The 13,564-nt window shown below is 67.6% G+C and carries 11 protein-coding genes; 6 read left to right on the forward strand and 5 right to left on the reverse strand.

What is annotated here, in order from left to right:
• Nucleotides 1–2 precede the first annotated feature (2 nt).
• The 3 genes from AWB89_RS04260 to AWB89_RS04270 form a co-directional block, all read right to left on the reverse strand.
• Nucleotides 3–260, reverse strand: coding sequence for a Txe/YoeB family addiction module toxin (locus AWB89_RS04260; RefSeq protein ID WP_085171805.1), 258 nt, complete (start codon nt 258–260; stop codon nt 3–5).
• Nucleotides 257–502: a type II toxin-antitoxin system Phd/YefM family antitoxin gene (locus tag AWB89_RS04265; RefSeq protein ID WP_068238990.1), complete on the reverse strand. Its 246-nt coding sequence runs from the start codon at nt 500–502 to the stop codon at nt 257–259. Before AWB89_RS04265 ends, AWB89_RS04260 begins: the two co-directional genes overlap by 4 nt.
• A 166-nt stretch (nt 503–668) precedes the next feature.
• Nucleotides 669–2,189 carry an adenylate/guanylate cyclase domain-containing protein gene (locus tag AWB89_RS04270; protein WP_085171807.1) on the reverse strand — a complete coding sequence of 507 codons (1,521 nt, stop codon included), beginning with the start codon at nt 2,187–2,189 and terminating at the stop codon, nt 669–671.
• A gap of 367 nt (nt 2,190–2,556) precedes the next feature.
• Between AWB89_RS04270 and AWB89_RS04275 the strand changes: the two genes are divergently transcribed.
• From AWB89_RS04275 to AWB89_RS04295, 5 genes are all read left to right on the forward strand, one after another.
• The gene (locus AWB89_RS04275; RefSeq protein WP_085171808.1) at nt 2,557–3,039 is read left to right on the forward strand and encodes a single-stranded DNA-binding protein; all 483 of its coding nucleotides are present in this window, start codon (nt 2,557–2,559) and stop codon (nt 3,037–3,039) included.
• Nucleotides 3,040–3,118: 79 nt separating this feature from the next.
• Nucleotides 3,119–4,795 (forward strand): energy-dependent translational throttle protein EttA, encoded by a 1,677-nt coding sequence (ettA, locus tag AWB89_RS04280; protein ID WP_085094360.1) that lies wholly within the window; start codon nt 3,119–3,121, stop codon nt 4,793–4,795.
• Between the two features lie 76 nt (nt 4,796–4,871).
• Nucleotides 4,872–9,710: an NAD-glutamate dehydrogenase gene (locus AWB89_RS04285; protein ID WP_085171810.1), complete on the forward strand. Its 4,839-nt coding sequence runs from the start codon at nt 4,872–4,874 to the stop codon at nt 9,708–9,710.
• On the forward strand, nt 9,707–10,123 hold the full coding sequence (locus AWB89_RS04290; RefSeq protein WP_085094364.1) for an acyl-CoA thioesterase: 417 nt from the start codon (nt 9,707–9,709) through the stop codon (nt 10,121–10,123). The genes AWB89_RS04285 and AWB89_RS04290 overlap by 4 nt, the downstream gene beginning before the upstream one ends.
• A complete protein-coding gene (locus AWB89_RS04295; RefSeq protein WP_085171812.1) occupies nt 10,108–10,776 on the forward strand; it encodes a DUF8010 domain-containing protein in 669 nt (222 codons plus the stop codon). Before AWB89_RS04290 ends, AWB89_RS04295 begins: the two co-directional genes overlap by 16 nt.
• A gap of 12 nt (nt 10,777–10,788) precedes the next feature.
• Here AWB89_RS04295 and AWB89_RS04300 read toward each other — a convergent pair whose 3' ends face one another.
• Complete coding sequence (locus AWB89_RS04300) at nt 10,789–12,357, reverse strand: glycoside hydrolase family 13 protein (protein WP_085171814.1); 1,569 nt, start codon at nt 12,355–12,357, stop codon at nt 10,789–10,791.
• Between the two features lie 21 nt (nt 12,358–12,378).
• Nucleotides 12,379–12,768 carry a globin gene (locus AWB89_RS04305; RefSeq protein WP_085094369.1) on the reverse strand — a complete coding sequence of 130 codons (390 nt, stop codon included), beginning with the start codon at nt 12,766–12,768 and terminating at the stop codon, nt 12,379–12,381.
• A gap of 133 nt (nt 12,769–12,901) precedes the next feature.
• Here AWB89_RS04305 and AWB89_RS04310 point away from each other — a divergent pair, with 133 nt between their 5' ends.
• Nucleotides 12,902–13,549, forward strand: a complete 648-nt coding sequence (locus tag AWB89_RS04310) for an HNH endonuclease (protein ID WP_085094371.1) — start codon at nt 12,902–12,904, stop codon at nt 13,547–13,549.
• The last annotated feature ends 15 nt before the right edge of the window (nt 13,550–13,564 follow it).

Genomic DNA, 13,564 nt, shown 5'->3' on the forward strand with positions numbered 1-13,564 from the left:
GGTCACGCGTAGTGATACCGGTCCTGAAGGATCTGCAGGTCGTCCCCGACGACGCGGTAGACCAGCCGGTGCTCCAGCGTGATCCGCCGAGACCAGGCGCCGACGAGCCCGTATTTCAACGGCTCCGGCTTACCGATGCCTTCCTGCGGCGACCGGCAGGCGGCGGCGATGAGCTTGTTGATCCGTTTGAGCACCACACGGTCGGCGCTCTGCCAATGCAGGTAGTCCTCCAACGCCTGAGGTGAGAAGACGATATTCACTCGGCGAGTTCGGCCTTGATTCCGCGGCCCCGGTCGAGGGCGTCAGCGGCGTCGAGGAGCCTGCGGGCGTTCGCGGGGGACTGGAACAGGTACGCCGTCTCCTGCCACGCTTCCCAGTCGTCGGCGGACATCAGGACGGCGCGACCGGCCTTGGACGTGATCTCAACGGGCGTCCGGTCGGCGTTCACCTTCTCGATCAAAGGAAACAGGTTTTTGCGCGCCTCGCTCGCGGTGATCGCCACTGGGGGCCTCCTCGCTAGTGGTACAAGATATGGTACCACTCGGACCGATCGGGCGAGAGCACGCAAGCAATATGCCGCGAATCCGCGGGGTCTACCGACCAGCCCTCATTGGGATTGCCGCCTGCGCGTAAGGGCACGCGAACCGGGGTCGGGTGATGCAGCAACATCAGCCGCGCCGGTCATGGCCTCGGTCGAGACCGAAGACCTGCACAGCGGCTGACTTTCCTTTCAGGACATGGAACCCACGGTCGATGAGTCCGGGCGGTCGAGACACCAACGCGTCGACGCAGTGCTGAGTGAGAAGAGTTGCGTCTCCGGTGATTTTCGTGAGCTGCTCGACGCGGGCGGCGACGTTGACGGTGTCACCGATCAGCGTGAACTCGAGTTTGCCGCCGCCGCCAATAGTGCCGGCGATCACCGCGCCGGTGTTGATCCCGATGCCGACCTGCAGGGCCCCGCCGAATCGCTCAGCGACAAGACGATGAATCAGGACAGCGGCGCTCATTGCGGCGTCGGCATGATTCGCGAGGTCAGTGGGGGCGGCGAAGACCGCCAGAGCCCCATCACCGAGGAACTTATTGACATGCCCCCCTGCGTCCATGACGGCCGGCACCATGATCTCGAACAGCGCGTTGAGGCGAGAGACAGTGTCCTCGGGGGTGTTCGCCTCGGCGAACGGGGTGAAGTCGCGGACGTCAACGAACATCACCGTCACCTCACGGCGCTCACCGGTGAACACGTCGTCACCCTGTTTGAGCAGCCGCGCCGCGAGGGCGGGGTCAACGTAGGTGCCAAACGCGGCCTGAAGGCGTTGTCGCTCAGCCAAACCTGCCTGCATGCGGTTGAACGATGCCGCCAGCGCACCGAGGTCGTCATCCTGCACGACCGGCACCCGCTGGCCGTAGTCGCCCGCCGCAACACGTTGCGTTCCTTCGGTGAGCTCACGAATTGGTCGCAGGGACGGCGAGAACGAGGCGCCGACGGTCATGGGCAGCCCGAAGACAAGTGTGAACGCGCATCCGATGGCGACCCAGACTATGGGGACCTCACTGACCCGATCGAACACAGCGGCCACCATCGCCCCCGCAACCGTGAAGACGAATGCGACTGCGACCACTAGCATGTCCGACCACGCAGCGAACGTCGGGCGGGAGCGCGGCAGCGAATCACCGATGTTCAGGTCACCGGCGATCGCGATCCTGGCAGGTCGTAGTGCGGCTTCTGCAAAGCTGTGAACAGCTATCAGCTGGATGCAAGCGCCGAAGGCCGCGCCCAGAATTCCGTACTGGACCAATCGCGACCATGTCGCGCCCGCAATCGCACCGACAACTACCAATATCACCGCGAGCGAAACGGCATTGCTCGCCAATGCTCGGACAACCGTGCGCCGAGCCCAGATGTACGTGGCCTCCAGCGCTTTCGCTCGATCGACCTCAAGGCCCCCGGCGCACTGCTCCGCAATTCGGATGTCTCCAACGCCGGGAAGTAGCGTCACATACACCGGCACCAGCAGGCCGACAGCGGTGATGGCCGCCGCCTCGAGGTAGCGATCCGACTTCTCGAACGTGACAACGACAAACGACGGAACAACGTAGACCGGTAATAAGAATTGGAACACGATCGCCCAAAGCGCCCACGAGTATCGCGACCCATACCGATCCCACGCCCACTGCCAGATGCGATCCATGACAGCGAGCGTCCGCCAAGTGAACGACTTCTGTAAACCTGGAAGTGCTGGATCAGGCCGGACAAACACAGGGACGGCCCGAGATGCACGCGAAAATGGTGGCTGCGGTCCGCGACATCGATTGCCCCGCTGCTTAATCCAAGGAAACGACACACCATGTCGGATGCCGCGCGCGGCCAGGCGGTCCCTGCCCATCAATCTCGTATTTCGTCTTTGAAAACCCCGCATCGCACCAACCGGAGCTATCCACAGCCGTTGTTTTTTCCACAGGGGCAGTGGTCGGGTCCCGTATTGACCCGGGTCCGTCGGTGGCGGCGAGGTCAATGGTCACCACAGGAGAGAAATGCAACCGAGAAGGGATCAGCCCATGTTCGAAACCCCGCTTACCGTGGTCGGCCACATCGTCAACAACCCCGACCGCCGACAGGTCGGCACCCAGGAGGTCATCAAGTTCCGCGTCGCCAGCAATTCGCGGCGCCGCACGGCCGACGGCGGCTGGGAGCCGGGCAACTCGCTGTTCATCAACGTCAATTGCTGGGGCAAGCTGGTCACCGGCGTGGGCGCCGCGCTGGGCAAGGGTGCACCGGTGATCGTGGTGGGCCACGTCTACACCAGCGAGTACGAAGACCGTGACGGCAACCGCCGTTCGTCGCTGGAGATGCGGGCGACCTCCGTCGGGCCCGATGTGTCCCGCGCGATCGTGCGGATCGAGCGGCCAGGCTATACCGGTCCGGCTGCCGGTGAGGCCACCGCGGCCGCGCCGGATGCGACCGACCCCGCTGGTGAGGAGGCCGACGCCGGCGACGGCGGCGAGTCCGCCGAAACGGGGCCGCTGCCGCTGTCGGCTTAGCTGCGGGAACCGGGCCCCCGCGCGGTGCCTAGGATGGTCGCGAGAACTCTCTCGAAGACCAGAAAGGCACAACCGCGGCATGGCTGAGTTCATCTACACGATGAAGAAGGTCCGCAAGGCGCACGGCGACAAGGTGATCCTGGACGACGTCACGTTGAGCTTCTTCCCGGGCGCCAAGATCGGTGTCGTCGGACCCAACGGCGCCGGTAAGTCGAGCGTCTTGCGGATCATGGCCGGTCTGGACAAGCCCAACAACGGCGAGGCCTTCCTGGCCCCCGAGGCCACCGTCGGCATCCTGCAGCAGGAGCCGCCGCTGAACGAGGAGAAGACGGTCCGCGGCAACGTGGAAGAGGGCCTGGGCGACATCAAGGTCAAGCTCGACCGCTTCAACGAGGTCGCGGAATTGATGGCCACCGACTACTCCGACGAGCTGATGGAGGAGATGGGCCGGCTGCAGGAAGAACTCGACCACGCCGACGCGTGGGACCTCGACTCCCAGCTGGAGCAGGCGATGGACGCGCTGCGCTGCCCGCCGCCCGACGAGCCGGTCACCAATCTGTCCGGCGGGGAGCGCCGCCGCGTGGCGCTGTGCAAGCTGCTGTTGTCCAAGCCGGACCTGCTGCTGCTCGACGAGCCGACCAACCACCTGGACGCCGAAAGCGTGCAGTGGCTCGAACAGCACCTGGCCGCGTACCCGGGCGCCATCCTGGCGGTGACCCACGACCGGTACTTCCTGGACAACGTCGCCGAGTGGATCCTCGAGCTCGACCGTGGCCGCGCCTACCCGTACGAGGGCAATTACTCCACCTACCTGGAGAAGAAGGCCGAGCGGTTGGCGGTGCAGGGCCGCAAGGACGCCAAGCTGCAGAAGCGGCTGACCGAGGAGCTGGCCTGGGTCCGGTCGGGGGCCAAGGCGCGCCAGGCCAAGAGCAAGGCCCGCCTGCAGCGCTACGAGGAGATGGCCGCCGAGGCGGAGAAGACGCGCAAGCTCGACTTCGAGGAAATCCAGATCCCGGTGGGGCCGCGGCTGGGCAACGTGGTGGTCGAGGTGGAACACCTCGACAAGGGTTTCGACGGCCGCACGCTGATCAAGGACCTGTCGTTCACGCTGCCGCGCAACGGCATCGTCGGTGTCATCGGCCCCAACGGGGTCGGCAAGACCACGCTGTTCAAAACCATCGTCGGGCTCGAGCAGCCGGACAGCGGCACGGTCAAGGTCGGGGAGACCGTCAAGCTGAGCTACGTGGACCAGTCCCGCGCCGGCATCGACCCGAAGAAAACCGTGTGGGAGGTGGTCTCCGACGGGCTGGACTACATCGAGGTCGGCCAGAACGAGATCCCGTCGCGGGCCTACGTGTCGGCTTTCGGCTTCAAGGGCCCCGACCAGCAGAAGCCGGCCGGTGTCCTGTCCGGCGGCGAGCGCAACCGGCTGAACCTCGCGCTCACGCTGAAGGTGGGCGGCAACCTGATCCTGCTCGACGAGCCGACCAACGACCTGGACGTCGAGACGCTGAGCTCGCTGGAGAACGCGCTGGAGAAGTTTCCCGGTTGCGCCGTGGTGATTTCGCACGACCGCTGGTTCCTCGACCGCACGTGTACGCACATCCTGGCGTGGGAAGGCGACGACGACAACGAGGCCAAGTGGTTCTGGTTCGAGGGCAACTTCGGGGCGTACGAGGAAAACAAGGTGGAACGGCTGGGCGTCGACGCCGCCAGGCCGCACAGAGTGACCCACCGCAAGCTGACCCGCGACTAATGTCAGGGCTGCCCCGCTAAGCCGCGGGGCGACCCGGCGCACAGCCCCGCGACGATGCGAGTTGGGAGCAATCGGCATGGCGATCGATCCCGGTGCCAAGCAGGATTTCAAGCCGTGGACCACGTTCAGCAAGAGTGACGACGTTCCCGACTGGATCGCGAGTGCCTACATCGAGAGCTATCGCGGTCCGCGCGGCGACGAACCGGGCGCCGCGGGATCCGATCGCGTCGACCCCGCCGCCCTGGTGACCCCGGCCATGCTGCGCGCACACTATCGGCTCGGCGAGTGCCGACCCGAACGCGGAAGCTGCGTGTGCGTCCACCCGGCCGACGACCCCGAGGGATTCGGGCCCGCCCTGCAGGTCGTCACCGCCCACGGCAGCATGCTGCTGGACTCCGTCACGGTGCTGCTGCACCGGCTCGGCGTCGCCTACGGCGGCATCATGGCCCCGGTCTTCGACGTCCACCGCAGCCCGACCGGTGACCTGCTCAGCGTCGAACCCAAAGCCCCCGGCACGTCGCAATTCGACGGCGAGGCCTGGATCTACGTCCCGCTGTCGCCGTCGGTCGACGGCGCGGCCCTCGCCGAGGTGGACCGGCTGCTGCCCAAGGTGCTGTCGGACGTCGAGCAGGTCGCCACCGACGCCGCCGCGATGATCACCGCCCTGGGCGAGGTGGAGGCGGCCGTCCAGGCCAACGCCGACGACCGCTACGCGGCGCCGGACCGCGAGGACGTCGCGGAGCTGCTGCGCTGGCTGGGCAACGGAAACTTCCTGCTGCTGGGCTACCAACGCTGCCACGTGCACGACAGCATGGTTTCCCCGGACGGATCACCCGGCCTCGGCGTGCTGCGCACGCGCACCGGCTCGCGCCCCCGGTTGACCGACGACGACCACCTGCTGGTCCTGGCGCAGTCGGTGGTCGGCAGCTACCTGCGCTACGGCGCCTACCCGTACGCGATCGCCATTCGCGAAAACGGCGACGGGGGCGCGGTTATCGAGCACCGCTTCGTCGGGCTGTTCACGGTGGCGGCCATGAACGCCGACGTCCTGGAAATCCCGATGATCTCGCGCCGGGTCCGCGAAGCGCTCACGATGGCCGACAGCGACCCCATCCACCCGGGCCAGCTGCTGCTCGACGTCATCCAGACCGTCCCGCGCTCGGAGCTGTTCACGCTCAGCGCCGAACGGCTGCTGGCGATGGCCAAGGCGGTGGTGGATCTGGGATCCCAGCGGCGCGCGTTGCTGTTCCTGCGCGCCGACCGCCTCCAATACTTCGTCTCGTGCCTGGTCTATGTGCCCCGCGACCGCTACACCACGCCGGTGCGGTTGCAGATCGAGGACATCCTGGTCCGCGAGTTCGGCGGCACCCGGCTGGAATTCACCGCCCGGGTCAGCGAATCACCCTGGGCGCTCATGCATTTCATGGTCCGGTTGCCCGAATCCGAGGTGCCGGTGGATGTTTCGGAAGACACCCGCGTGCGGATCCAGGGGCTGCTGAGCGAGGCCGCACGAACCTGGGGCGACCGCCTGATCGCCGCCACGGCCGACATCCCTGGCGGGCCCGTCTCGCACGCCGACGCCGAGCATTACGCCGCCGCCTTCTCCGAGGTGTACAAGCAGGCCGTCCCGCCCGAGGACGCCATCGAGCACATCGCGATCATCAATGAGCTGTCCGATGATTCGGTCAAGCTGGTGTTCTCCGACCGCGGCGAGGACGGCGCCGCCCAGCTGACCTGGTTCCTCGGTGGGCACACCGCGTCGCTGAGCCAGCTGCTGCCGATGCTGCAAAGCATGGGCGTGGTCGTGCTCGAGGAGCGGCCGTTCACCGTCATCCGGCCGGACGGGCTGCCGGTGTGGATCTACCAGTTCAAGATCCAGCCGCACCCGACCATCCCGTTTGCCACGTCGGCGGCCGAACGTAATTCCACCGCAGAGCGATTCGCCGACGCCGTCACCGCCATCTGGCAGGGCCGCGTCGAGATCGACCGGTTCAACGAGCTGGTGATGCGGGCGAGGCTGACCTGGCAGCAGGTCGTGCTCATCCGCGCCTACGCGAAATACCTGCGGCAGGCGGGTTTTCCGTACAGCCAGTCCTACATCGAATCGGTGCTCAACGACCACCCGTCGACGGTGCGGTCGCTGGTCACGTTGTTCGAGGCGCTGTTCGACCCCCGGGCATCCGGGTCGCCGACGAGCCGCGACGCGCAGGCCGCCGCGGCCGCGGTCGCCGCGGACATCGATGCGCTGGTGAGCCTGGACACCGACCGCATCCTGCGCGCCTTCGCGTCGCTGGTGCAGGCCACCTTGCGCACCAACTACTTCGTCACCCTCGAGGGTTCGGCCCGGGCCCGTAATGTGTTGGCGCTCAAGCTCGATGCCCAGCTGATCGACGAGCTTCCGCTGCCGCGGCCCAAGTACGAGATCTTCGTGTATTCGCCCCGGGTGGAAGGCGTGCACCTGCGCTTCGGTCCGGTGGCGCGCGGGGGTCTGCGGTGGTCGGACCGCCGCGACGATTTCCGCACCGAGATCCTGGGCCTTGTCAAGGCCCAAGCGGTCAAGAACGCCGTCATCGTGCCGGTCGGGGCCAAGGGGGGCTTCGTCGTCAAGCGGCCGCCGCTGCCCTCCGGTGAGGCCGCCGCCGACCGGGACGCGAGCCGCTCCGAGGGCGTCGCCTGCTATCAGCTGTTCATCTCGGGGCTCCTCGACGTCACCGACAACGTCGACCACGCAACAAAAAAGGTCAGTCCGCCCCCGGAGGTGATCCGCCGCGACGGGGACGACGCCTACCTGGTGGTGGCCGCCGACAAGGGCACCGCAACGTTCTCCGACATCGCCAACGACGTCGCCAAGTCCTACGGGTTCTGGCTGGGCGACGCGTTCGCGTCCGGCGGATCGGTGGGCTACGACCACAAGGCCATGGGCATCACCGCCAAGGGCGCGTGGGAGGCCGTCAAACGCCACTTCCGGGAAATGGGCGTCGACACCCAGACCGAGGACTTCACCGTCGTCGGCGTGGGCGACATGAGCGGCGACGTGTTCGGCAACGGCATGCTGCTCAGCGAGCACATCAGGCTGCTCGCCGCGTTCGACCACCGGCACATCTTCCTCGACCCCGACCCCGACGCGGCCGCGTCGTGGCGCGAGCGCAAGCGGATGTTCGAGCTGCCGCGCTCCAGCTGGGACGACTACGACAAGTCGCTGATCAGCGAGGGCGGCGGGGTGTACAGCCGTGAGCACAAGGCGATTCCGGTCAGCCCGCAGGTCCGCGAGGCCCTCGGCATCCACGGCGACGCCACCGAAATGTCGCCGCCCGACCTGATCAAGGCGATCCTGCAGGCGCCGGTCGACCTGTTGTTCAACGGCGGCATCGGCACCTACATCAAGGCCGAATCCGAGTCCGACGCCGACGTCGGCGACCGCGCCAACGACCCGGTGCGGGTGAACGCAAACCAGGTGCGCGCCAAGGTGATCGGCGAGGGCGGCAACCTCGGCGTGACCGCGCTCGGGCGCGTCGAGTTCGACCTGTCCGGCGGGCGCATCAACACCGACGCGATGGACAACTCCGCCGGCGTGGACTGCTCCGACCACGAGGTCAACATCAAGATCCTGATCGACTCGCTGGTCACCGAGGGCAAGGTCGAGGCGGGGGAGCGCAAGGCGCTGCTCGAGTCGATGACCGACGAGGTCGCCCAGCTGGTGCTCAAGGACAACGAGGACCAGAACGACCTGATCGGCACCAGCCGCGCCAACGCGGCCAGCCTGTTGCCGGTGCACGCGATGCAGATCAAATACCTCGAAGACCGCGGCCTGAACCGGGAATTGGAGGCGCTGCCGTCGGAGAAGGAGATCCACCGGCGCACCGACGTCGGCATCGGGCTGACCTCCCCGGAGCTGTGCACCCTGATGGCCCACGTCAAGCTGGCCCTCAAAGAGGACATGCTGACCACCGAGCTGCCCGAGCAGGACGTCTTCGCGTCCCGGCTGCCGCTGTACTTCCCGAAACCGTTGCGCCAGCGGTTCACCCCGGAGATCCGGACCCACCAGCTGCGCCGGGAAATCGTCACCACCATGCTGATCAACGATCTGGTCGACGCCGCGGGCATCAGCTACGCGTTTCGGATCACCGAGGACGTCGGTGTCGGGCCGATCGACGCGGTGCGCAGCTATGTCGCCACCGACGCCATCTTCGGGGTCAGCGAAATCTGGCGGCAGATCCGCGCGGCGGACATCCCGGTGGCGCTGTCGGACCGCCTCACGCTGGACACCCGGCGGCTGATCGACCGCGCCGGGCGCTGGCTGCTCAACTACCGTCCGCAACCGCTGGCCGTGGGCGCCGAAATCAACCGATTCGCCGCCAAGGTCAAGGAACTCACCCCACGCATGTCGCAATGGCTGCGCGGTGACGACAAGGCGATCGTCGAGAAGGAAGCCGCGGAATTCGCCTCGCAGGGCACCCCGGAAGACCTCGCGTACATGGTCGCCGCGGGCCTGTACCGCTTCAGCCTGCTCGACATCATCGACGTCGGCGACATCACCGAGATCGAGACCGCCGACGTCGCGGACACCTATTTCGCGCTGATGGACCGGCTCGGCACCGACGGCCTGCTGACCGCGATCTCCGAGCTGCCCCGGCACGACCGCTGGCAATCCCTGGCGCGCTTGGCAATTCGCGACGACATCTACGCCTCGCTGCGGTCGCTGACCTTCGACGTGCTGGCGGTCGGGGAGCCGGACGAAAGCGGCGAGGAGAAGATCGGCGAGTGGGAACAGATGAGCGCCTCGCGAGTGGAACGGGCTCGTCGCACGCTCAGCGAGATTCAAGAAAGCGGCGCAAAGGATCTCGCGACGCTGTCGGTGGCGGCCCGGCAGATTCGCCGCATGACCCGCACCAGCGGACGAGGGTCGTCGAGTTGAGTGTCGGGTACGTCGCGCCGGTGCCGGTGCGCTGGTCGGACATCGACATGTACCAGCACATCAACCACGCCACCATGGTCACCATCCTCGAGGAAGCGCGGGTGCTGTTCCTCCAGGAGCCGTTCGCGGCCGATATCACGACCATCGGGTTACTGATCGCCGACGTGCGGGTCACCTACCGGGGGCAGCTGCGGCTGACCGATTCGCCTCTGCAGGTGACCATCTGGAGCAAAAAGGTGCGCACGGTGGACTTCACGCTTGGCTACGAGGTGCGATCGGTCAACGCCGACCCGGCGTCGAAGCCGGCCGTCATCGCCGAGACGCAGTTGGCCGCCGTCCATATCGAGGAGCAGCGGCTGGTGCGCCTCTCGCCGCACCACCGGGAGTATTTGCAACGATGGCTGAGGGAATAGCGGCCGAGCGCGGGCTGTGGTTGCGCGATGCCGCACACCGCGGCGACCTGGCCACGTTCGTCGATCACGCGATGCGCCTCGACGACGCGGCGGTCATCCGGCTGCGGGCGCGATCGTCCGGCCTGCTGACCGCCTGGGTGGCAACGGGTTTCGACGTGCTGGCCAGCCGGGTGGTCGTCGGCAGGGTACGGCCCGACGACCTGTCGGTGGCCGCGGACGCGCTGGCGCGCGGCCTGTCGGCGGCGGACGCCTCGGGTTATGTCGATCCGGGCTTCGCGATGGACTCGGCGTGGCGCGGCGCGCTGCCCCCCGAATCCGGGTTCACCCACATCGAAGACCTGCCGGCCCGGGTGATGCTGGACCTGGCGCAGCGCGGGGCGCGACTTGCCAAGGAACACGGCAGTCCTCACGGGCCGCCGGTCTCGCTGCTCGACCAGGAGGTCATCCGGGTCAGCTCGGCGGAAGCCAGCATCGGGCTGCCCATGCGCTGCGTGTTCGCCTTGACCGCAATGGGTTTCCTGCCGACGTCGCCTGACGCCATCGGCGCCGAAGAGATGGTGCGCGTCCGGGTCCAGCCTTCGTGGCTGCGGGTCGACGCCAAGTTCGGCTCGGTGTACCGGCGCCGCGCCCACGCGGCGCTGGTGCTGCGCTGACGGGGCCCGCGGTCAGACCAGCCAGGCCGCCGCGTCGGGCGGCAGCTTGCCGTCGACCAACGGGGCGCTGGACAAGATGAGCTCTCCCGGCGGCAACACCATCGCGCGGCGGCCGGCGTTCAGGGCGCACACCAGGCCGCCGCCGCGGCGCCGGAATATCAGGCTGTCGCGCGTCGCCGCCTGCCAATCCAGGCCGTCACCGGCGAATTCGGTTCTCTTCCTGCGCATTTCCAGCGCCCGCCGGAAGAACGACAGCGTCGAGTCGGGGTCGTCGCGTTGCTTTTCGACGGTGAGCGCAGCCCAGTCCGGCGGCATCGGCAGCCAGGTATCGGCGGTGGTGGAGAACCCGAACGGCGGCGCCTCGCCCGACCACGGCATCGGGACACGGCACTTGTCGCGGCCGCGTTCGGTATGCCCGGAGCGCTCCCACGTCGGGTCCTGCAGCACCTCCTCGGGCAGGTCCAGGACGTCGGGCAGCCCCAATTCCTCTCCGTTGTAGACGAATACCGCGCCCGGCAGGGCCAGCATCACCATCGCCATGGCCCGCGCCCGGCGCAGCCCGGCCTCGCCGCCGCCGTACCGGGTGACCTCGCGGCCCACGTCGTGGTTGGACAGCGTCCACGTCGGCGTGGCGTTCTCGAGGGCGGTGGCGGCCAGCGAGTTGTCGATCGCGTCGTGGATTTCGGTCGCGTCGAAGCCGATCTTCGTCAGCCGGAAGTTGAAGCCCAGGTGCAGCTCGTCGGCCCGGAGATACTCGGCCCAGCGGGCGTTGTCCATGACCCACACCTCGCCGATGGTCACCGCCCCGGGATAGTCGTCGACGATCGCGCGGATGCCGCGGTGGATCTCGTGCACGCTCGGGTGGTTGAAGCGCGGATCGTCATCGCTGTGGCTCAGCACCTTGATGTCGTCCTTCGCGTCGGGCAGGTCGGACGGCTTGGCCATCCCGTGCGCGACGTCGATGCGGAAGCCGTCCACGCCGCGTTCCAGCCAGAACCGCAGCGTCTTCTCGAAGTCGTCGAAGACCTCGGGATGCTCCCAGTTCAGGTCCGGTTGCTCGGCGTCGAACAGGTGCAGATACCACTGGCCGGGATTGCCGTCCGGTTCGACGATCCGCGTCCACGCCGACCCGCCGAACACCGACGTCCAGTTGTTCGGGGGCAGCTCGCCGAGGGGACCGCGGCCGTCGCGAAAGTAGTAGCGCTCCCTCGCGTCGGTGCCCGGCCCGGCGGCCAGCGCCGCCTGGAACCAGGGGTGCTGGGAGCTGCTGTGGTTGGGCACCACGTCCATGGTGATCTTGATGCCGCGCTGATGCGCCGCGGCGATCAGGCGCTCGATGGCGGCCATCCCGCCGAACACCGGGTCGATGTCGCGCGGGTCCGCCACGTCGTAGCCGTGGTCGGCCATCGGCGAGACGGTCACGGGGTTGAGCCAGATCGCGTCGACACCCAGATAAGTCAGGTAATCGAGCCGGGCCGTCAGCCCGTCGAGGTCGCCGATCCCGTCACCGTTGCTGTCGGCGAACGACCGCGGATAGACCTGGTAGAAGACCGCGCTGGACCACCACGGCTCGTGGCTCATACTGCTCCGTTCGGTTGGCAATCAGAAGGTTGAATTGACCAGTGAGTGGGCGGCCATCTCCAGGTAGTCGAGCAACTCGCGCCGATGCTCGTCGTCCAGGGTCTGCGAATCGATGGAGGCGACGGCGGTGTGCATGCACCGCAGCCAGGCGTCGCGCTCGATGGGGGTGATCCGGAACGGGGCGTGCCGCATCCGCAGCCGCGGATGCCCGCGCCGCTCGGAGTAGGTGCGCGGACCGCCCCAGTACTGCTCGAGGAACATCCGCAGCCGCTCCTCGGCGCCCGCGAGGTCGTCGGCGGGATACAGCTGGCTGAGAATCTCGTCCTCGGGGACCTGCGCGTAAAACCGCGACACGATCGCATTGAAGGTTTCGGCACCGCCGACGGCGTCGTAAAAGCTCACCTGATCCATCGCCCACCATTGTGGTGCATCGCCTCGGCGGCAATGCCGGGCCCACCCTGGTGTTCACCGGATTGACACGGCGCGCACCTGCAATAAGGGTGCGTTTGGCGGCGAATCATGGTGGACTATCCGCGGAGGATCTATGGCGCATGGCAAGAGACGCCGCAGCCACCGCAGTTCCGGTGCCGCGGCAGGGTTGACCGGGCCCCCAACCGCGTCGTGCCTGCATAGCGTCGAAACCCATCCGCCCACCCGCCACGAGGCCGCCTCGATCTGGAGCCGCCGGCGGGTGCTGCTGCTGAATTCCACGTACGAGCCGCTGACCGCGCTGCCCATGCGGCGGGCCATCGTCATGGTGATCTGCGGCAAGGCCGACGTGGTGCACGACGACCCCGCAGGGCCGGTCATCCACTCCGCGACCAGGTCGATCGTGGTGCCCTCGGTGATCCAGCTGCGCTCCTACGTGCGGGTGCCGTACCGGGCCCGCGTGCCGATGACCCGCGCCGCGCTGATGCACCGCGACCGCTTCTGCTGCGCCTACTGCGGGGCCAAGGCCGACACCGTCGACCACGTGGTACCCCGCAGCCGCGGCGGCGACCACTCGTGGGAAAACTGCGTCGCCTGCTGTTCGACCTGCAACCACCGCAAGGGCGACAAGCTGCTCGCCGAGCTGGGTTGGGCCCTGCGCCGGGCGCCCCTGCCGCCGACGGGGCAGCACTGGCGGCTGCTGTCGACGGTCAAGGAACTGGACCCGGCGTGGGCTCGCTACCTGGGTGAGGGCGCGGCCTGAACATCCGTGGGATAC

The organism is Mycobacterium paraense, from assembly GCF_002101815.1.
In the GTDB taxonomy this organism is placed as follows: Bacteria; Actinomycetota; Actinomycetes; order Mycobacteriales; family Mycobacteriaceae; genus Mycobacterium; species Mycobacterium paraense.

What these genes read in the sequence shown, in the direction of transcription:
- AWB89_RS04305 (WP_085094369.1), bottom strand. Translation starts at nt 12,768, where the DNA reads ATGGATCAGGTGAGCTTTTACGACGCCGTCGGCGGTGCCGAAACCTTC.
- AWB89_RS04270 (WP_085171807.1), bottom strand. Translation starts at nt 2,189, where the DNA reads ATGGATCGCATCTGGCAGTGGGCGTGGGATCGGTATGGGTCGCGATAC.
- AWB89_RS04300 (WP_085171814.1), bottom strand. Translation starts at nt 12,357, where the DNA reads ATGAGCCACGAGCCGTGGTGGTCCAGCGCGGTCTTCTACCAGGTCTAT.
- AWB89_RS04275 (WP_085171808.1), top strand. Translation starts at nt 2,557, where the DNA reads ATGTTCGAAACCCCGCTTACCGTGGTCGGCCACATCGTCAACAACCCC.
- AWB89_RS04295 (WP_085171812.1), top strand. Translation starts at nt 10,108, where the DNA reads ATGGCTGAGGGAATAGCGGCCGAGCGCGGGCTGTGGTTGCGCGATGCC.
- AWB89_RS04285 (WP_085171810.1), top strand. Translation starts at nt 4,872, where the DNA reads ATGGCGATCGATCCCGGTGCCAAGCAGGATTTCAAGCCGTGGACCACG.
- AWB89_RS04310 (WP_085094371.1), top strand. Translation starts at nt 12,902, where the DNA reads ATGGCGCATGGCAAGAGACGCCGCAGCCACCGCAGTTCCGGTGCCGCG.
- ettA (WP_085094360.1), top strand. Translation starts at nt 3,119, where the DNA reads ATGGCTGAGTTCATCTACACGATGAAGAAGGTCCGCAAGGCGCACGGC.